We start from the raw sequence: 18,540 nt of genomic DNA, 5'->3' as shown, positions 1-18,540 counted from the left end.
AATAAAGCGGATCAACCTGAATAGTTACAGAAGGAGAAGCAATGGGACATCATGGCGCCAAAAAAAATCTGGTTCCGCTCATCGACAGATTAAACCGCTACCCTATCGGCCTTTTCGATAACGAAAAACTGCGGCAGATCCTCACCCATCTTTTTTCGGAAGACGAAGCCTATGTCGCCTCGCGCTTTCCCCTGCAGGAATCGACCATCAACGAGCTGAAGCGGGCCACGGCAATGGATGAGGACAAACTCCTGAGTATTCTGGACGGTATGGCCGACAAGGGACTGGTGATGGATCTGCAGTACGGCAAGACCACTTATTATCTGCTTATGCCGGGCTTGATCGGGTTTTTCGAATTTACCTTCATGAAGCAGCGCGCCGATCTTCCGGTGGTTGAACTTGCCAGGCTGATGACCGAATATCTCTATGACGATAAGGGCCAGGCCCAGGAGTTTTTCGGCAGCACGACCCAGCTGACCAGATCTCTGCCCTATGAAGAGCATATTCCGGTTTCATCGGTAGTCACCACCTATGAGAGTGCCAGAGAAATAATCAAACAGTCGAGTTTCGGCGCCGTCGGACAATGCTACTGCAGACATAAAAAAGAGCATCTGGGCGAGAGCTGTGACAGGAATGCACCGACTCAAGGGATCTGCATCTCCCTGGGCACAGCCGCCAAATTCATGACCCGGAGGGGCTTTGCAGAAAAAAGAAGCAAGGAGCAGCTGCTCAAGGTTCTGGATACCGCACGAGAGTACAACCTCACCCATATAACCGACAACATCCGCCATAAGCCTTCCTTCATCTGCAACTGCTGTTCCTGCTGCTGCGAGCTGTTGGGAGGTGTGCTGCAGGGCTACACCAACGGTATAGCCAAGGCAAATTATACCCTTGCCGTCAATCCTGAAACCTGTCTCGGCTGTGGTCTCTGCGTATCGACCTGCAACGTCAAGGCCCTGGGGCTGACTCCGCTGGTCAAGGAGGAAAAACGCCGGCTCATTATAGATGAGGACATCTGTCTCGGGTGCGGGGCCTGCATTTCCGCCTGTAAAACCGGATCCATCTCCCTTACTCCTTGCACGCGCCCGCCGATTCCGGAAAAGAAAAAGGATCTTTTCGTCAAGATCCTTAAAGAGAAGAAGCGCTTCACCCCTTTTCTGCTCAGTGGTATAAAAACCAAGGTGTTGCGCGGCCTGGGCATCAAATAATTTAACCGGCTCCCCTGAGATATGGTAGAAGAGAAAAAAGTTCCAATGGACATGCCCCACACCTCGGTCAGGATTCCCTGCGATCAGCTCGAACCCGATATTCTGCTGGCTCTGGTGGAAGAATTTATCACCCGGGAGGGCACCGATTATGGCGAATGGGAGGTGCCGCTGGAGAAAATGATCGGGGAGGTAGTAGATCAACTGAAGACTGGCAAGGCTGTCATCATCTATGATCAAATCAGCCAGACCTGTAATATCCTCTCTAAAAATGTCTTAAAGAAATGAGCTGATTTTATTCGCTCCCCCTCCCTGCATCTGGTGCTTATTTCATTACAAAGAACCCAGGAGCCTTCATACCAGGAATGGGCGACGCTCTCCGCCACATTATCGCGAAAATAAGGGGAGTTATGGTTGTCGATGGGTTTGGTGGTGTCGAGGTCACCATCCATAATGGTACCTCCGGGAAAATCGAAGGCGGTGGCTTCCCGATTCAATATCATTTCCGGGACGGCCAGGTAGTTGGTGATGCCCTTACCATATGGCAGCCAATCCTTATATAAGGCTGCGATGGCTATGACATCGGGTACATATACCTGGTGGACGAAGGCCCGCACTTCCTCCACCAGTTGTCTGACCCAGTAGAGTCGTTCGACATTGAGAGCCGCTTCGCTGTCAGGGTTGATGGCAGCGGCGATCCCGCCCACCAGCAAATTCTGTATATGCGGATTCTTGCCGGAAATAATGCCTAAGCCTCTGTGGCCTTGCGCTGGTAATCCAGGGCTTCCAGGTAGTGGGACACCGCCATCAGGTTGGCCTCCGGTGGCAGCTTCATGGCCGCGTGGCCCCAGTAGGCGTTGGCAAAAGGCCCAAGTTGTCCGCTGTCGACCACAGCCCGGATCTTCGCCTGAACGGTTCTGAATCTGCCGGCGCTGTTGCCGGGCCAGTCGGAAATGCTCTGTGCCAGCTGCACGGTCCTGTTGATGTCAGCGGAGAGGGCCGAGACTACATCCACCCAGTCGAGTGCCGAGAGCACATAAAAATGCACAATATGATCATGCAGGGCATGAATCGATATAACCAGGTTGCGGATGTACTGGGCGTTCATGGGAACCTCGAGGCCCAGGGCATTTTCCACGCATCTGACGGAGGCAATGGAGTGGACGGTGGTGCATACCCCGCAGATGCGCTGAGTGAACAGCCAGGCATCGCGCGGATCACGGCCCTGGAGAATGGTTTCGATGCCCCTGAACATCTGGCCGGAGGACCAGGCTTTGGTGATTTCTCCGTTTTCCACTTCTGCATCTATTCGTAAATGACCTTCGATCCTGGTGAGAGGATCAACCACTATTCGCTGTGCCATGCCTCCTCCCTTGCCTTTATTCCTCGTCAGAATCTTTTTTGCTGCTGATAAGCTTTTTGCCTATACCCACCGCGGCATGGATACCAATTGCCGCAGCTGTGATGCCGAGAACCTTGAAGCCGGCTTCGGTTGCTCCGGTGACGGTGCCTTTTCCGGCCAAAGGCAGCTGTATTCCCGGCAGACGCTCATAGAAGGGTGACATGTTATCCCAGAAATCCGGTTCGGAGCAGCCCACACACCCATGACCTATGCCCACAGGCCAGGTGCCCACATTGTTCCAGCGTACAGCCGGGCAGTTGTTGTAGGTAGCCGGACCCTTGCAACCTACTTTATAGAGGCAGTAGCCCAGCTTATGTCCATTATCGCCGTACTGCTCCACGAACCGTCCCTCATCAAAGTGGGCCCGACGCTCGCAGAAGTCATGGATTTTGCGGTGGCATGCCGAAATGACAATGTTTCCAATGGAAGTTGTTCCTTGCACTTGAGTTTCTATTCATTGATGCTCAATGTCCTATTATGAGAAAGCGGAGAAGTAAAGGAGTAAAGGTGGTGGCCGATTCATCATAAGTTTAACCCAGCGGAGCTGGACTCTTTACAGTACCCCTTGAGGAGTATAAGCACCTTTAGATAGATTCTTTTCTCGCAAAAAACTAGATAGAAATCTGTAACATACTAATCACAGGAGGAATTATGAGAATGACATCCCCCCTTTTCTGCATACTCTTTTTCCTAATGACCGGCTGCTCGGCTGTGCAGGTGAGTCAGGATTATGATGCAGGAGTCGATTTCATGGATTTCCGGACCTATGACTGGAGATCGGAGGTGGCACCGGAAGGAGAGAAACTCATGGAGAGAAATCCTTTGCTGCATAAACGATTTTATCGGGCCATCGATCGTGTGCTGCAGCAGAAGGGTTACGTGCAAAGCGATAGGCCGGATTTTCTTGTAGGTTATGATTTTTCAGTTACAACCAGGCTGGAGTCCGATCCCTTCAGAACCCGTTTTGGTTTCGGGGTGGGTTCATATTATCGCTATGGCGGAATCGGCATTAATGCCGCTCCCGATATTCATCAGTACGACCTGGGGATGCTGGTGATAAACTTCTATTCCACCAATCCTGTGACCTTGGTATGGCGCGGCAAGGGTTCTGAAAGGATCCCCAGTCATTCAACGCCGGAAAATCTCACCGACATGGTGAACAGCATGGTGGAGGCGATTCTGAACCAGTTTCCACCCGGTATCGGCGAAGGCGGCTGGGGCTCCTTTTAGGAAGAGCCGGGGCACTGAGCTCGGGTTCGCATTCCTATGTCCCGATCGAGGCGCTTTGTTCATATCTGTCTTCGATGACAAGAGCTGCACGGATCAGGAAAGTGACGACAGACAGGCCGAGACAGAATATACCGACTGTAACCGCCAGTTCAATCCAGGACGGCAGGTAATCGACGACCTCACCAAGGGGCGAGGGGATGAGACCCGGGACTATCAGACCGATTCCCTTCTCCATCCAGATGGCGATGAAAAGAAGAGCGGCGGCGGGCAGAAGGACCTTGGGATTATTTTTACCGGGGTTGAAGGCAAGTACCAGGGTGGCGATGATATTCATACCGATGGAGGTCCATATCCAGGGGACAAGTGCACTGTGGCCGTCAAGTCCGAAAAAAAGATAGACTGCCGAAATTGAATGATGGGTCTGGAAGTAGAACTCTTTAAAAACCTCGGAGAAGAGCATGATCAGGTTGATTATCGCCGAGACCACAATGATCAAACGCAGCTTGTTGAACACCTTTTTGTCGATCTTGTATTCGGTGAGGTTATGGATGACGGCAAGGGTCAAAGTAATCAGTGCAGGTCCGGCTGCGAACGCTGAAGCCAGGAATCTGGGGCCCAGCAGCGGATTGTTCCAGAAGGGACGGGCCGGCAGTCCCTGGTAAAGGAATGCCGTTACCATATGAATTGAGAAGGCCCAGAAGATGGCCAGGAAGACAAAGGGACGGTATTTTCTCTCATCGGCCTTCCTGCCGTGATAATGGTTGTAGAGAATATACAGGGGTACCAGAGCATTGAGCAGCAGGTAGCCGTTGAGCACCAGGACATCCCAGGCCAGGATCGATGAGGGAAAATTGAAGATGCCGATGACCGGGATAAGATGCCAGGCCTGCAGCGGCCCTCCAAGATCCACAAGAATGAAGGTGAGGCACATCACCAGTGCGCCGACGGCAACACCTTCACCGATAATCACCACTCGGTGGAAATCGGGGTCATGAAACACGTACGCGGGTAGTATCAGCATGACCGCCGCGGCCGCCACTCCTACCAGGAAGGTGAAGTTGGAGATATAAAACCCCCAGCTGACGATGTCATTCATGCCGGTAACCGTAAGCCCTTCACGGGCCTGGATTGAATAGGCATATATTCCCAGAGCCATTCCGGCAACCAGGATGAGGCGGTATATCTGCATTCCGGCGCCGCCTTGGACGTTCCATTTGATGACGTCGAAAAGAAAGGCGCGAAAACCTGTGCGGGGGCTTGATTCCATGGGGGATCCTCAAATAGTTAATCGATGATAATCTCGTAAAAAGTTGCCACGAAGCTCTTAAATTGCTAGATAAAAAGTTCGATATACCAGGCGCAGTGTTTTTAGCAGGTCTTCGACAATACAGGTAGTATGTCGAAGGCCTGCTAAAAACCTGCAACGCGGGAGATCGGGCTTTTTACGACGTCAATCGATGAAATACCAGAACTTGGGGTCTGTCCCCAACTCCTCGCGCATTCTGAAAACCTTTTTGTTCTTGAGCACGAAACGAATTTCGCTGTCGGGATCCAGCAAATTGCCGAATACCCTGGCCCCGGTGGGACAGGCCTCGACGCAGGCGGGAAGTCTCCCCTCCCTGCTGCGCTGGATACAGAAGGTGCATTTTTCCATCTTGCCCTTAGGCCGAACCCTGTTGCCCAGGTAATGCTGCCTGGGATTGATCTCATCTTCCGGGATATCGGGTTTGCCCCAGTTGAATCTTCGGCCGTAGTAAGGACAGGCGGCCTGGCAGTAGCGGCAGCCGATACACCAGTCATAATCGACTACTACAATGCCGTCAGGCTCGCGCCAGGTGGCCTTGGTAGGGCATGCCTTGGTACATGGGGCATTCTCGCAGTGGAAACACTGGGTGGCCATGTAAAATTTGTTTTCCACTGGAACTTCGTGATAATATTTGCCGTCTCCGGTACTGGGATCGAGCTGACCAGGTTCCATTTCAAAAACACGGATATATTGGGTGTTGGCCTTGCGGTCGAGATTGTTTTCCTTGATACAGGCGGTAACACATTCCATGAAGCCCTCACAGCGGGTGACATTGAAGGCATAACCGAAGAGTACCTTCTCCCGGGGAGGGGTGGTGTCTATCCTGACTTCACGATCATTCTGCAGTTTGGCCAGCCGTTCCAGTCTGGCCACAGTCTCTTCTTTTTCAGCAGCGGTCATCAGGCGGTAATTTTTTTTGAAGAATTCCTGCCATTTCAGCTTCAACGTTTCACTGGAGGCTTCACTGACATCGGGAAGGCAGCCGGTAACGAGCGAGGCGCTGCCTGCTGCCGCGGCGATAGAGAGTCCTTTGAGGAAATTTCTCCGGCTGCCCTTGGTTTTATCGTTGTTGTCCTGTGTCATTTATTTCACCTGGGATTAGAGACCATGTTTGCCTGATTCTCGGACAACCTCTAGGGCTGTGATGGGGAATATGTTGCCGGGAATCGTTTTTCAAAACGCGGAGAGTGCGGATCATGACAGGTGGTGCAGTTGAAAATCACCCGCTCGCCGTTCCAGTTGCTTACCCTCTTGCCGTGAGCTCCCCCTAGCCAGTCGCTTTTCTGCCGGAAATGACACTGCCCGCAAAGCTGATAACTATGGTCAAGATCGATGGCGTTGCCTTCCCTGTCTTCCAGCAGATTTTTTTGTTCCCGGGAATGGCAGTCGAGACAGCTGAGAGCACCGGACTGGCCATGGTTCAGGACTATGTCTCCATGGGTTAGCCGGGCGCTGTCCTGAGCCTTGACCTCGGTGTCGGTATGGCAAGCGCTGCAGGGGGAGCGATCTAATTTCCCTTTTCTCGCCAGGACGCGGAAAGTGCCGCCCTGATAACGCTCCCGTGACAGGACCGTCTCCTCAAAAATGGGGAAAGCGGATTCTACCGAACTGTCTTTATAAGGGGATTGGGCCTGTTCAATCACCCTCATTACCGAGTTTTGAGAAGATGCCAGGGAAATCCGCGGCTCACAAATGATGCCGGTGCAGACTGACAGTGCGGGGAACAAAAGCAATACCTTGAAAAAGAAGTGATGAAGGAAGTTGTCACTTTTCATAATATATCCTGTAAGTGTAATTCCAGTCCGGATATTTCAAGATTCTCCTGATCTGAGAAATTTCATGAAATGTAGGGGCTAGGGCTGCTCATTCCTGGTAAACACCTTCACCGGTTCGCTTTGCACGAGCGGTACGTGACACTGCCTGCAGTTTCCTCTGGCGGCATGATCCACCCTGATTTCAACAACCGCTGCTGGTCCGGTATGGCAGCTGATGCAGTTCTCACGAAGTTGCAGGGTGTGCGGGATCAGCGGCGGAGATCCACCCATGGCGGAGACCCCGAGCCGCGGTGTTGGTATGGATTCCCAGTCATGTTCGACAAAGACTGTCTGCTCTTCGGGCAGCACAACATGGCATTGCCGGCATGATTCTTCCTGAGGATGGGGAGTGACCGGAATAAAGGCATTGTGCTCGGGACTGAAGCCCCCCTTTTCGTGGCAGGAAAGACAATCGGGGGCGGATTCGCTGAAAGATGCTTCAACGGGGTGGGGAATTCGCGGCGGCGCCCCGGGATATTGCCGCAGACTGTAATATTTCCTAAGGTTACGATTTCCCGAGTCGGCAGACATATAGCTCTCGGGCGTACTGTCGTATTTTTGAAAGACCTGCTGTCCCCGGGAATCGAAATTCATGTCTTTTGTAAACCCCGCAGCGGAAGAGAGCAGGACAATCCCAGCTCCCAGAAAAACAGTTGCAGAACAGCACAGCCATTGTTTGTTGATTCTCGGTTGCGTTTTCATCATGCTTTCTCCACTTTGACGGCGCACTTTTTATAATCAGGTTGTTTGGAAATGGGGCAGAATGCGTCAAGCGTCACTTCGTTGATCAGGTATTTTTCATCGAAAAAGGGCACGAAGACCTGACCGCGCGGCGGCATCCCCCGCCCCCGGATCGATGCAGGCATGACAATGGACCCGCGCCGTGAAGAAATTTTGACCTTCTCACCATCTACCAGGCCGAGCTGGGCGGCATCTTCAGGGTTGATTTCCACATAGGAAGAAGGAACGGCGTTGTGCAGAACCGGTACCCGCCTGGTCATCGAGCCGGTGTGCCAGTGTTCGAGAACACGTCCGGTGTTGAGCCAGAAGGAATATTCACTATCCGGTGATTCCGCAGCCGGTTCATAGGGACGGGCCCATATCCAGGCACGGTTATCCTTCTTGCCGTAAAAGTGAAAATCATCGCCCGAGGTACAGGCCGGGTCGTATTGCGGATTGTAGCGCCAGCGGGTTTCCCTGCCGTCGACGAAAGGCCATTGCACACCGGAGCGTTGCCGCAGTACGGAATAAGGCGCCATTTCGTGTTTGGGACCGGCATGAAACAATCGATATTCTTCCCATATTTTTTCGATATAATTATCCCGGGACCAGGGAAACTGCTTTTCATAGCCCAGCCTTCTCGCCACCTCGATGATCTGCCAGGTGTCTGACATCGCTTCGCCGGGCGGGTCGACGATCTGTTCGAAGTGCTGGGTACGGCGTTCGGAATTGCCGAACATGCCTTCCTGTTCAATCCACATGGCGGCCGGCAGGATGACATCGGCGATATCCGTTGTCGGAGTAGGATAAACATCGGAGACGACAATAAAGCGGCCATCCTTTTGAGCCCCCTCTCGATACCGCTTTAAATTGGGCATGGTCACCATCGGATTGGTCACCTGGATCCAGATAAAGCGGATATCGCCGCGGTCCAGAGCACGAAACATTTCGACGGTATGATAGGTAGGTTTGGGATCAATAGAGCCGGGGGCAAGTTCCCAGATCTCTTCCGCCATTGCCCGGTCCTGTTCATTGGCGACCACTCCATGGGGGAGTTTGTGGGTCAGGGTGCCGACCTCGCGCACTGTGCCGCAGGCGCTGGGCTGGCCGGTCAGGGAAAAGGGGCTGTTGCCGGGAGTGGAAATTTTGCCAACCAGCAGATGAATATTGTAGACCAGATTATTGATCCAGGTGCCCCGTGTATGCTGATTCATGCCCATACACCAGAAAGAGGTGACTTTTTTGGCGGGATCGCCGTAGAGAGCGGCGAGGTATTTTATATCTCTTGCCGGCACGCCTGAGATCCGCTCCACTTTTTCCGGAGTATAGTCTTCCAGGAAAAGGGTATACTCTTCGAAAGATATGGATTCGGCTTTATCCGTGAACTGGAAATGGTCTTCGGTGCCATAGCCGATAGAGGTTTTCCCTTTGTGGAAGGATACGTGTTTGTCGATGAAGTCCCGGTTGACCCAGTTATTTTTGATTATCTCATGGCAGATGGCGTTGGCCACAGCCAGGTCGGTCTGCGGTTTGAAGAGTATCGAACGATCAGAGGCCTGGCTGCTGCGCGTTGTCCGGGTGGCAAAATCTATGATTGTCACATTTTTCCTGCGCTTGCGGTTGGCAAGCATTCTGGAAAAAAGCACCGGATGCATTTCCGCCATGTTATTGCCCCAGGTGACAAAGACATCGGCGTGATCTATGTCTTCGTAACATCCCATGGGTTCATCCAGACCAAAGCTGGTCATAAACCCGGTTACAGCGCTGGACATGCACAATCTGGCGTTTGCCTCGACATTGTTGGTACCGATGCAGCCCTTGAACAATTTGGAGGCCACATAGCCATCCGGTATGGTCCACTGGCCCGAACCGTAGATGGCCACCGCATCTTTGCCATGGTCGCGTATGGTTTCTTTCGCCTTTTCGGCGATAAGATCGAGGGCTTCTTCTATGGGTACCTCGATCATTTCGTTGTTGCGGCGCACTTTGGCCATGGTGATCCTGTCGTTGCCGTAGAGGGCCTGGATGGAATGGTAGCCTTTTACACAGCACAACCCCTTGTTGACACTACAGTTGGGATCGCCTTTTACGGCAACCGCCCGGCCCTCGGAGACACCGACGAGTACACCGCAGCCGGTACCGCAAAAACGGCAAGGAGATTTTTTCCATGAAAGAATGCCGGGTGCTCCCTGCTGACGAGTCCAGTCGGCAAAGGAAATACCGGGGAAAAGTGATCCTGCCGTGGTAATGGCACTGGCGGCTGCGGCATATTTAATAAATGATCTTCTATCGAGTTTCATGGTCATCTCCAGGTTTATCGTTATAAGGAACATCGCCGTGGCCAAAGGTCATACTGAGGGATTGCAGGGAGTCAAGATTTTGCAGGCTCCTTTGCAGTGCCTTTTCCTCCTCATCATTTCGGGTATCAGTGACCAGAACGACCACCTCCCTGTTCTGAGCGGGAATAACTTCACAGCGGCAAAGTGCCTGCAGGTCCTTGCGAAGCTGCTGCAGTGCGCCTTTTCTGGGTATCGCCAGATATCCGAAAATCGGCATTGGGTCTCCTTTTCTGTAATGAATCTGAGTTCTTGTGGAAAAGAGGTGGGATTATCACCCTCAATCCGCCGCAGAAAGAAAAAAAATTGCACAGGTTAACAGCGGCAGTTTTCAGGAAGCATTGAGCTTTGCCGCTTCTATATGACTAGTCTACAACAAATACAAAAAATTATCTGATAGTTCACATTGTGGCATAGCTGTTCCCGGCCTTCATTGACTTAGGTCAAAAAGACGAAGTTTAATCCAATCCTGGCTTTACTGAGCGGCGGTTTTTCAGGAGTAAAGCCTGATAACTTCCACTGAAATCGCAACTCGACCCGACATCGGGAAGACATGCCTCTGAATTTACAAGATGTAACCAGCTGTCTACTGACAATAAAAATTTCCATTGATAGAGTAGGAAGCATAAACGGCAGGTAAAAAAGTCATTCAGCAGAAGAGGTAAAATGTGAAGGTTAATGCGGAGAGAAAATTTAAGGAGCGGTGTTTTCGAAGCAATGAGGGAGGATATAATGTATGTTACATGATCTCAATGGTGATTGTACTGTTTCTCTTTTTTTTACTGCCTTTGCCGGCAATGGCTGAGAGACAGAGGATTGTGCTTGATTTTACCGACAGTCATATGCAGAGCCGCAGGGGAGAGCAGGCAGCCATTTTCCTAAAAAAAGAGTTGATCCGGCAATATCCGGGGATCAATGTGAGTGACCTGCTTTTGCATAAGGTTATTCTGACTGGCACATCTGAAAAGGGTAAAGGGCTGGCGCAGCTTCGTGTGGGACCGAACAGCAGTGGAGTATATCAGGTTGGCCGCCAAATGGAATTGGCCAATCCCTTCAGGCAGAGCTGGGGCCCATGGCAGCTTTTGCTCAATGGTGATGTTAAGATTCGTAAGGTCGTTTTAGAAGTGGAAAACCGCAGCAGGTCGGGAAAATTATTTTGACATACCGTAAGGGAAAGAAAAAAGAAAACTGAAGAAAGTTTTGCGGAATACCGGAAAACCGTTTCTTGACAGTTAAACCGAAGAGGTTAGAATTAGACTGATATTCAATTGGTACGATTTTTTTTGGAATGCATAAAGGCATTCATACGAAGGTTATTAACAAACGATGGAGGAATACATGAGGATAATTGCACTTACACTGGCTGGTCTTATGGCCTTGATTATGACATCCTGCGCCAATCTGGATATGAACAAGGGACAGCAGGGGGCCGTGGGAGGCTCTGCCGGTGGAGCCTTGCTCGGCCAGGCCATCGGCAGAAGTACCGAAGCAACACTGATAGGCGCTGCAGTCGGTGGTTTGGTTGGATATATTGTCGGTAATGAAATGGACAAATTCGACAGAAAAGAACTCAACCATGCTTACGAGTTTGCTCCTTCGGGACAAACCACTTCCTGGCAGAATCCGGACAGCGGCAATGTTTATCAGGTTACTCCTCAGCCGGCATATACAACCCAGAGCGCTCCGCAAAGGCCTTGCAGACAGGCGGAAATATTAGCCACAATTGATGGCAAAACTGAAAAGACCTACACCACCGCGTGCAGGAATGCCCAGGGGCAGTGGGAACTGCAGAATAGGTAAAATTCGTTCTAGTTCTAATCCCGCTCAGCCGGATAGATGGGCAAGGCATTGCGCAGGATACTGTGATGCCTTGCCTTCTCACATTCAGTCATTGGCATCCGTTTTATGACTGTCCTCCAACTCCTTGTAAAGGGCGAGTATTCCTGATCGAGTAACCTTCTTGATCCCGAGAGGACGAAGGAGTTCTATCAGCGAGCTTACTTTGTCTTCCGTACCGGTTACTTCAACGATATAGGAATCGGCCCCCGCATTGACAATTTTTGCATTGAAAATGTCAACCAGCTGGATCAGTTCCGTTCTGTTCTTGGGTGTTATTCCGACACTTATAAGCGCCATTTCCCTCTTTACGGCCTTTTCGTCCTCGGTCATGTCGCGGAGTTTGATGACATCGATCAGGCGGTTCAGTTGACCCTTGATTTCTATGAATTGATCAGGTGATGATTTGGTTTTTATGGTAATTCTTGAAATTTTAGGATCATGAGTAGGAGCACCGCAGATGCTCTCCATATTGTACCCCCTGCCTGAGAACAATCCGGTTATTCTGGAGGTTACACTCGGTTTATTTTCTACAAGCATCGTTAGTATGTAGGACTGTTCTTCCGTCATAATTTTTACCTCAATCACGATTGACACAAAAAGATTTTGTCGGTTATTTCAGTAAAACAGTTGCGCTATGAATCAGATAGGACACTGTTCTCTGCTATGGGAAGATCATCCGGAACGAAATTATCATAAGATATGAACTTCCTGGAAGGCAATTCTAAAACAAAAATTGTGCTGTCGCAAGTTTTTGAATAAATTGGAAGAAAAGATTGAGGCGCCTGTCACCTTTACTTTACCGAACGCAAGCGGTGTGTGTCTTTTATTTTTTTCCATAGCTCTTTGATGATAACCATGGCGGGATCCTCATATTTGTCGTAACGGTTGCCTAAAAATGACGAACATGAAGAAAGCAGTTCATGATTTCCACTGTAGAGTCCGAATTCTTCTCGAATAGTTTTCGCCAGAGCCAGATAGACGGAAGCTTCCAACTCCTTCTCGGAAAGAGAGGCGAGGATGACTTTATCTCTGAACAGTAAATCACGATAAAGAATTTCTACGACCTCTTCTACACTGCGGGGGATGTTGACGGTCTGTATATCGTTTAGCGGTTGGAACATCATAATATATCGCAAACTCCATTATTGCCAAAAATAAAATAAATGATGGTGGTACGGCGAATCGCCGTTTCTACGACTCAAATACATTGCACATCTTTTCCTCCGGTATGTGTAAAACCGGCAAGACACCACCTCTGTTATTATTTTTTACTATAATACATCTACATGCCCTGTCATCAAGGGACTGGCGATGGTTTAGGGGCATACTTCTTTCATCTTCATGATAGTACTTTGCATTGGAGTAAATGGAAAAAATCATCCTTGCGTCTCCTGGAAAAAGGATGTAATCACCTGTGTGAGCAATTTCCACAGAGATACTGTTAAGAGACATCAATTTCAAATGAAAAAATATCGTTATTTGCCAGAATATAAGATCGTCGTTTTTCTGGGATGGTTCATTCGTCTGCTGCCGCGTAAGATGGTGCTTCTCCTCGGAGAAAGGATCGGAGATCTAATCTTCTATTGCATTCCCGTCCGTAAAAAAATCACCTTGAATCAAGTTAAGCGCGCCTTTCCGGATAAAAGCAACCGGGAGGTTGCCGCCATTGCCAGAGATACCTATAGAAATCTGGGGATGAACAGCCTTGAATATCTCTGCTTACCAGGTCTGTCGAAAAAATCCTTACTGGAAATAGTGAAGTTTAAGAACGAGGGAGTAATGCAGCGGGCCTTTTCCAAAGGGAAGGGTGTTATTCTGGTCGGCGGTCATTTTGGAAACTGGGAGTATATGGGCGCAGCAATCAGCGCCAGTGGCTATCCGCTCACCTATGTGGTTGCCGGCATAGCCAATCCCCATATAGACAGAATGGTGAACAAATACAGGATGGGGGTTGGAATCAGCATTTTGCCGAAGGGTATGTCGGTACGCCTGATGTTGAAGACGTTGCGAAAAAATGAAGCGATGGCCATGCTGATGGACCAGGATGCCGGCAGAAACGGAACCTTTGTCAGTTTTTTCAATCAACCCTGTTCTACTCCTAAAGGTCCCGCCCTCTTCGCTCTGAAGACAGGCGCCGCCATGATTCTCGTCTCATCGATTCGTCAGCGCGATGGCTCTCTGCAGGTAATTTTCGAAGAAGTCGAGCTTGACTACGGCCAGGGTGCCACGCCTGAGAACATTCATGAGATCATGCAGCGCTGCACCGCCGGATTGGAATCCTATGTGAGAGATTACCCGGGACACTGGCTCTGGATGCACCGTCGCTGGAAAACTCACCCTTCGATTGTCGAAAAAAAAGTAGTCGAAAAAAACTGAAGCCGTTGGTAATCCGGAGAGGTTCAGTTATGTCGGAGCCTCAGGAGAGAAAAGAGCAAGGCAAGCTGATTGCTTTTTTTCTACTGACGGCTGAGAAGATCCATAATACGAACTCTGTAATCAACGATATCGCTTCTCAGTGATGAGAGGTTTGCTATCTTCGCATCAACCTTTGATATATGCAAATCAAGAATTTCGATCAATTTGGGAGTTATGGTGTGAAAATTCTGTTGGTTGATATCGTAGTTTTCCGCTAATTCCTGCATTTCCTTCAGAGAAATACCCAACTCCTTCAGTTTGAGGATGAATTTGAGTCGCAGGATATCGTCCTGGGTATATGTCCTGGTTCCACCGCCGAGACGTTCTGATTCACCCATCAGCCCGATCTCTTCATAATAGCGTATTGTTCTGGTGGTAATACCTAATTCTTTCGCCAATTTTCCGATCTGGACGGACTTTTCTTGTTTGTTGTCGTTCATTATCTGTACCGATGTGTGCGGCTGTGTTATAAATATCAATGCTGATATTGGAAAGGGATGTGTTGAGTCCCCTTGATACTTGACCTTTACGTAACCTTTAAGATAAACTAGCACTAGTCTTTGGCAACTGTCAACAAAAATCAAAAAAATCGGTAACTCTGCAGCAATAACCACTTGTTGATAATGAGGCCGTCGTGGCTGAAGTTCCCGTTGCGCTCGTCTTCCAGTGAAAATTTCAGAAGAGCGCATTAACCGGTGCAGACAGAGGGGTTGTTTTAAAATTAGTATTTGTCTGGAGACTTACACCTTTAAATTTGTCAGTGGGGCAGGGCAGGATACAGGTTATTTTGTTGGTGTTTACTCTTGACCTTTACGTAAAGAAACTGTATAAGGTTTTTCAAAGGGCTTCAGGGATTTTGGTGAAATAAAGTTTAAGAAAAGAGGGCGCATGAAATTCGAGCTGACCGAGGAACAAAACCTGATTCGTGAGATGGTGCGGAGCTTTGCCGAGGATGAGATAGCTCCTTCGGCTGCTTTGCGTGATGAAGAAGAACGTTTTGACAGGGCTCTGATGTTTGGCAGGCTTGCCGAGCTCGGACTTACCGGCATTGTTTTTCCTGAGGAATACGGCGGTGCCGCTTCGGATTACATCAGCTATGCCATAGCCGTTGAAGAACTCTCGCGGGTATGCGCTTCAACCGGAGTGACGCTTTCGGCGCATCTGTCGCTCTGTGCCAATCCCATTTATCTCTTTGGCAGCGAAGAGCAAAAGCAAAAATTTCTCATACCTTTGGCAGAGGGCAGAGCCATGGGTGCTTTCGGTCTGACCGAACCGGCAGCCGGATCCGATGCCGGCGGCACCAAGACAACTGCGGTCAGAGACGGCAATGACTGGATACTGAACGGCACCAAGATATTCATCACCAATGGCGGTGAGGCGGACACCTATGTGGTCCTTGCCCGAACAGACCGAGAAGCCAAAAAACATCGCGGCATCAGCGCATTCATCATTGAAAAGGGTGCAGAAGGATTTTCTTTCGGTAAAAAAGAGAAAAAGATGGGCATTCGTTCATCTCCCACCCTCGAACTCATTTTCGAAAATTGCCGGGTGACTCAGGCCGATATGCTGGGCGAAGAGGGTCAGGGTTTTACTGTTGCCATGAAAACTCTGGATGGCGGACGGGTTGGAATTGCCGCCCAGGCCCTCGGCATCGCTCAGGGGGCCATGGACGCGGCGGTCGTCTACTGCCGGGAACGCAAACAGTTCGATAAGCCGATTACCGCTTTTCAGGGAGTGCTGTTCCAGCTCGCCGATATGGCGACTCAAATTCAGGCTGCCAGGTATATGGTATATAATGCGGCATATCGGGCCAGTAATGGACTGCCCTATTCACAGGATTCGGCCATGGCCAAGCTTTTTGCCGCCGAGACGGCGATGAAGGTCACCACGCAGAGCGTGCAGCTGCTTGGCGGTTATGGCTACACCCGTGATTTTCCCGTGGAGAGAATGATGCGGGATGCTAAAATCACGGAAATATATGAAGGCACAAGCGAGATACAGCGTCTGGTAATCGGCAGCGCACTGACCCGCTAGTGTCTGTCCATAAATGGCACTTTTGCCCTAACTCGTCGTTGCTCGCAGAATTTAATCCATGGAATATCAAACATATGCCTGTGGTTAAATTCATCGAGCGCCTAGATTTAGAACAAAATTGCTCATTCCTGGACAGACACCCGCTAATAGTATGAGATAATCAATGGAGCACGAGATGGAGTTTACCCGAGAGATATATTGGAATGTTGGGCATGGATTTTTGACACTTGGGCCGATGTATTTGCTTGCCCTTGCCGCAATTGGCATGCTTGTTTACGGATTCCTCCAGCGCATCAAAGTGTATCGGCAGGGCCATACACTGCAGCGCACCGATCATCCTGCCGACAGAGTGATCGATGCAGTGAAAACAGCACTTCTGCAGACCAAGGTTACCCGGGTCAAGCTGCCCGGATTATTCCATGGTTTGTTCTTTTGGGGTTTTTTCCTGCTCTTCATCGGCACTACGCTTATCGTTATCCAGGCTGACTTTACAGATTTATTCTTTGGGGTGAAATTTCTCAAGGGCAACTTTTATAAGCTCTTTTCCATTACCCTCGATATCGCCGGCCTGGTTGCCATTGTAATGCTTGCTGCTCTGGCCGTTCGCCGGTACATCTTTCCGCCGAAGGATCTGGTAATCAAAAAGGATGATGCGCTGATGCATGGCCTGATGCTGGTCATTCTCATAACGGGCTTTGTCATCGAGGGAGCCAGGATCGCCGTAACCGAACTCGGTACTCCCCTGGCCCCATGGTCTCCGGTAGGACTCATGGTGGCAAGGGCTCTTGCACCGCTGGGTGAAGAGGGATTACGCTCTCTGCACCGCTATCTCTGGTGGTTCCATCTGCTGCTGGTCATGGGTTTTATCGTGTCCATACCATTCACCAAATTCCGCCATATTTTCACGACAAGCATCAATCGGTTTTTTGCCGTCAGGGGCCCTGGAAAACTTTCCACTCTGGATCTCGAAGATGAAGAAGCCGAGAGCTTTGGCGTCGTCAATCTCGAGGATTATACCTGGAAGGATATCTTCGATGCCGATGCCTGCACAATCTGTATGCGGTGTCAGGACCGCTGCCCTGCTTGGAACACGGATAAGCCGCTATCGCCCATGAAGATTGTGAACCAGATAGGGGAAATGGCCTTCAATGAAGATCAAAGCAAGGAAGCGGTGGTGGAGACCTTCAGCAGAGATGCCATCTGGGCCTGCACAACCTGCAGGGCCTGCCAGGATATCTGCCCTGCCTCCATTGAACATATCCGTAAGATCATCGACGTGCGCCGCAGCCTGGTCCTGATGGAAGGCGAGTTTCCCGGCGAGGAGGTCATGGCCGCCATGGAGCATACCGAAGTGAATGGTAATCCTCTCGGTCTCGGCTATGCATCCCGGGGGGATTGGGCCGAAGATCTTGATGTGAGGGTAATGGCAGAAAACAGCGATGTCGATATCCTCTATTTTGTCGGCTGCTACGGCTCCTTCGATAAACGCAATATCAAAATCGCCAAAAGTTTCATCACACTCTGTAACAAAGCCGGAGTGAAGGTTGGAATCCTGGGCAAGGAAGAAAAATGCTGCGGCGAGCCGATGCGTAAAATGGGCAATGAATATCTCTATCAGACCATGGCCCAGGAAAACATCGAGACCATCAAGGGCTATGGCGTCAAGAAAATCGTCACAACCTGTCCCCACTGTTTCGATACTCTCGCTAAAGATTATATCGATCTGGGATTCGCTGATTTCGAGGTGGTCTCTTACACCGTTTTCCTGGAGGAGCTGATAAAGGAAGGCAAGCTCAGGATTAACAGTGCCGATCTCTCCTGCACCTATCATGATTCCTGCTATCTGGGCAGACATAATAATATTTATGATGCACCGCGAAACCTCATTGCCGCGGCCGGCGGGAAAATTTCTGAAATGGATAAAAGTCGCGATCAGTCCTTCTGCTGCAGTGCGGGAGGTGGACGGATCCTGGCGGAGGAGAACATCGGAGAGCGCATTAACATTAAACGGGTCCGCATGGCGGCGGAAACCGGTGCCGATGTGCTTATCTCCAACTGTCCCTTTTGCCTGACCATGTTTGAGGACGGCATCAAGGGAGCAGAGCTTGAGGGAAGTATGCAGCCCAAAGATATAGCCGAAATTCTGGTAGAAAGGGTCGAGAATTAGAGACACTGAAGATACAAGACACTGAACAGACATTATAAGAAAGATACCGTGGAATACCTGGTGAAAACGTGA

18 protein-coding genes and 1 pseudogene are annotated in these 18,540 nt (G+C 50.2%); 8 read left to right on the top strand and 11 right to left on the bottom strand.

Annotated elements, in window-relative coordinates:
- The first annotated feature begins 41 nt into the window (after positions 1-41).
- The gene (locus JWG88_RS04520; RefSeq protein ID WP_205232523.1) at positions 42-1,208 is read left to right on the top strand and encodes a 4Fe-4S binding protein; all 1,167 of its coding nucleotides are present in this window, start codon (positions 42-44) and stop codon (positions 1,206-1,208) included.
- 21 nt (positions 1,209-1,229) lie between these two features.
- The gene (locus JWG88_RS04515) at positions 1,230-1,493 is read left to right on the top strand and encodes a YheU family protein (protein ID WP_240194285.1); all 264 of its coding nucleotides are present in this window, start codon (positions 1,230-1,232) and stop codon (positions 1,491-1,493) included.
- Between the two features lie 56 nt (positions 1,494-1,549).
- Here JWG88_RS04515 and JWG88_RS04510 read toward each other — a convergent pair.
- Both JWG88_RS04510 and JWG88_RS21860 read right to left on the bottom strand, forming a co-directional pair.
- Positions 1,550-2,568: pseudogene (locus tag JWG88_RS04510) on the bottom strand (nickel-dependent hydrogenase large subunit); the annotation flags it as partial.
- Between the two features lie 16 nt (positions 2,569-2,584).
- Positions 2,585-3,049 (bottom strand): hypothetical protein, encoded by a 465-nt coding sequence (locus JWG88_RS21860; RefSeq protein WP_337833104.1) that lies wholly within the window; start codon positions 3,047-3,049, stop codon positions 2,585-2,587.
- Positions 3,050-3,258: 209 nt separating this feature from the next.
- Between JWG88_RS21860 and JWG88_RS04500 the strand changes: the two genes are divergently transcribed.
- Positions 3,259-3,837, top strand: coding sequence for a DUF4136 domain-containing protein (locus JWG88_RS04500; RefSeq protein WP_205232522.1), 579 nt, complete (start codon positions 3,259-3,261; stop codon positions 3,835-3,837).
- A 34-nt stretch (positions 3,838-3,871) separates the two neighbouring features.
- On the opposite strand, the gene dsrP is transcribed toward JWG88_RS04500, so the two are convergent.
- From dsrP to JWG88_RS04470, 6 genes are all read right to left on the bottom strand, one after another.
- The gene (gene dsrP, locus JWG88_RS04495; RefSeq protein WP_205232521.1) at positions 3,872-5,104 is read right to left on the bottom strand and encodes a sulfate reduction electron transfer complex DsrMKJOP subunit DsrP; all 1,233 of its coding nucleotides are present in this window, start codon (positions 5,102-5,104) and stop codon (positions 3,872-3,874) included.
- Positions 5,105-5,287: 183 nt separating this feature from the next.
- Positions 5,288-6,226: a 4Fe-4S dicluster domain-containing protein gene (locus JWG88_RS04490; protein ID WP_205232520.1), complete on the bottom strand. Its 939-nt coding sequence runs from the start codon at positions 6,224-6,226 to the stop codon at positions 5,288-5,290.
- Between the two features lie 50 nt (positions 6,227-6,276).
- The gene (locus tag JWG88_RS04485; RefSeq protein ID WP_205232519.1) at positions 6,277-6,918 is read right to left on the bottom strand and encodes a hypothetical protein; all 642 of its coding nucleotides are present in this window, start codon (positions 6,916-6,918) and stop codon (positions 6,277-6,279) included.
- A gap of 78 nt (positions 6,919-6,996) precedes the next feature.
- Positions 6,997-7,662, bottom strand: coding sequence for a hypothetical protein (locus JWG88_RS04480; protein ID WP_205232518.1), 666 nt, complete (start codon positions 7,660-7,662; stop codon positions 6,997-6,999).
- Positions 7,659-9,977 carry a molybdopterin-dependent oxidoreductase gene (locus JWG88_RS04475; protein ID WP_205232517.1) on the bottom strand — a complete coding sequence of 773 codons (2,319 nt, stop codon included), beginning with the start codon at positions 9,975-9,977 and terminating at the stop codon, positions 7,659-7,661. Before JWG88_RS04475 ends, JWG88_RS04480 begins: the two co-directional genes overlap by 4 nt.
- Positions 9,964-10,233, bottom strand: coding sequence for a hypothetical protein (locus JWG88_RS04470; RefSeq protein WP_205232516.1), 270 nt, complete (start codon positions 10,231-10,233; stop codon positions 9,964-9,966). Before JWG88_RS04470 ends, JWG88_RS04475 begins: the two co-directional genes overlap by 14 nt.
- A gap of 523 nt (positions 10,234-10,756) precedes the next feature.
- Here JWG88_RS04470 and JWG88_RS04465 point away from each other — a divergent pair.
- Positions 10,757-11,173 (top strand): hypothetical protein, encoded by a 417-nt coding sequence (locus JWG88_RS04465; protein WP_205232515.1) that lies wholly within the window; start codon positions 10,757-10,759, stop codon positions 11,171-11,173.
- A gap of 178 nt (positions 11,174-11,351) precedes the next feature.
- Positions 11,352-11,813, top strand: a complete 462-nt coding sequence (locus JWG88_RS04460) for an RT0821/Lpp0805 family surface protein (protein ID WP_205232514.1) — start codon at positions 11,352-11,354, stop codon at positions 11,811-11,813.
- Between the two features lie 84 nt (positions 11,814-11,897).
- Here JWG88_RS04460 and ilvN read toward each other — a convergent pair whose 3' ends face one another.
- Positions 11,898-12,419 (bottom strand): acetolactate synthase small subunit, encoded by a 522-nt coding sequence (gene ilvN / locus JWG88_RS04455; protein WP_205232513.1) that lies wholly within the window; start codon positions 12,417-12,419, stop codon positions 11,898-11,900.
- 224 nt (positions 12,420-12,643) lie between these two features.
- Positions 12,644-12,976: a hypothetical protein gene (locus tag JWG88_RS04450; protein WP_205232512.1), complete on the bottom strand. Its 333-nt coding sequence runs from the start codon at positions 12,974-12,976 to the stop codon at positions 12,644-12,646.
- A gap of 337 nt (positions 12,977-13,313) precedes the next feature.
- On the opposite strand from JWG88_RS04450, the gene JWG88_RS04445 reads away from it, so the two are divergent.
- On the top strand, positions 13,314-14,228 hold the full coding sequence (locus JWG88_RS04445) for a lysophospholipid acyltransferase family protein (protein WP_205232511.1): 915 nt from the start codon (positions 13,314-13,316) through the stop codon (positions 14,226-14,228).
- Between the two features lie 80 nt (positions 14,229-14,308).
- Here the strand turns inward: JWG88_RS04445 and JWG88_RS04440 are convergent, their stop codons facing one another.
- The gene (locus JWG88_RS04440; RefSeq protein WP_205232510.1) at positions 14,309-14,707 is read right to left on the bottom strand and encodes a helix-turn-helix domain-containing protein; all 399 of its coding nucleotides are present in this window, start codon (positions 14,705-14,707) and stop codon (positions 14,309-14,311) included.
- A 448-nt stretch (positions 14,708-15,155) separates the two neighbouring features.
- Between JWG88_RS04440 and JWG88_RS04435 the strand changes: the two genes are divergently transcribed.
- Positions 15,156-16,301 (top strand): acyl-CoA dehydrogenase, encoded by a 1,146-nt coding sequence (locus tag JWG88_RS04435; RefSeq protein ID WP_205232509.1) that lies wholly within the window; start codon positions 15,156-15,158, stop codon positions 16,299-16,301.
- A 175-nt stretch (positions 16,302-16,476) separates the two neighbouring features.
- Positions 16,477-18,468 (top strand): heterodisulfide reductase-related iron-sulfur binding cluster, encoded by a 1,992-nt coding sequence (locus JWG88_RS04430; protein WP_205233220.1) that lies wholly within the window; start codon positions 16,477-16,479, stop codon positions 18,466-18,468.
- Positions 18,469-18,540: the final 72 nt, after the last annotated feature.

It is taken from the genome of Desulfopila inferna (assembly GCF_016919005.1).
Taxonomy (GTDB): domain Bacteria; phylum Desulfobacterota; class Desulfobulbia; order Desulfobulbales; family Desulfocapsaceae; genus Desulfopila_A; species Desulfopila_A inferna.
This window is presented reverse-complemented; position numbering and strand designations above follow the sequence as displayed.

Coding starts and splice junctions, on each gene's coding strand:
- JWG88_RS04520 (WP_205232523.1), top strand. CDS start 42: ATGGGACATCATGGCGCCAAAAAAAATCTGGTTCCGCTCATCGACAGA.
- JWG88_RS04515 (WP_240194285.1), top strand. CDS start 1,230: ATGGTAGAAGAGAAAAAAGTTCCAATGGACATGCCCCACACCTCGGTC.
- JWG88_RS04500 (WP_205232522.1), top strand. CDS start 3,259: ATGAGAATGACATCCCCCCTTTTCTGCATACTCTTTTTCCTAATGACC.
- dsrP (WP_205232521.1), bottom strand. CDS start 5,104: ATGGAATCAAGCCCCCGCACAGGTTTTCGCGCCTTTCTTTTCGACGTC.
- JWG88_RS04490 (WP_205232520.1), bottom strand. CDS start 6,226: ATGACACAGGACAACAACGATAAAACCAAGGGCAGCCGGAGAAATTTC.
- JWG88_RS04485 (WP_205232519.1), bottom strand. CDS start 6,918: ATGAAAAGTGACAACTTCCTTCATCACTTCTTTTTCAAGGTATTGCTT.
- JWG88_RS04480 (WP_205232518.1), bottom strand. CDS start 7,662: ATGATGAAAACGCAACCGAGAATCAACAAACAATGGCTGTGCTGTTCT.
- JWG88_RS04475 (WP_205232517.1), bottom strand. CDS start 9,977: ATGAAACTCGATAGAAGATCATTTATTAAATATGCCGCAGCCGCCAGT.
- JWG88_RS04470 (WP_205232516.1), bottom strand. CDS start 10,233: ATGCCGATTTTCGGATATCTGGCGATACCCAGAAAAGGCGCACTGCAG.
- JWG88_RS04465 (WP_205232515.1), top strand. CDS start 10,757: ATGATCTCAATGGTGATTGTACTGTTTCTCTTTTTTTTACTGCCTTTG.
- JWG88_RS04460 (WP_205232514.1), top strand. CDS start 11,352: ATGAGGATAATTGCACTTACACTGGCTGGTCTTATGGCCTTGATTATG.
- ilvN (WP_205232513.1), bottom strand. CDS start 12,419: ATGACGGAAGAACAGTCCTACATACTAACGATGCTTGTAGAAAATAAA.
- JWG88_RS04450 (WP_205232512.1), bottom strand. CDS start 12,976: ATGATGTTCCAACCGCTAAACGATATACAGACCGTCAACATCCCCCGC.
- JWG88_RS04445 (WP_205232511.1), top strand. CDS start 13,314: ATGAAAAAATATCGTTATTTGCCAGAATATAAGATCGTCGTTTTTCTG.
- JWG88_RS04440 (WP_205232510.1), bottom strand. CDS start 14,707: ATGAACGACAACAAACAAGAAAAGTCCGTCCAGATCGGAAAATTGGCG.
- JWG88_RS04435 (WP_205232509.1), top strand. CDS start 15,156: ATGAAATTCGAGCTGACCGAGGAACAAAACCTGATTCGTGAGATGGTG.
- JWG88_RS04430 (WP_205233220.1), top strand. CDS start 16,477: ATGGAGTTTACCCGAGAGATATATTGGAATGTTGGGCATGGATTTTTG.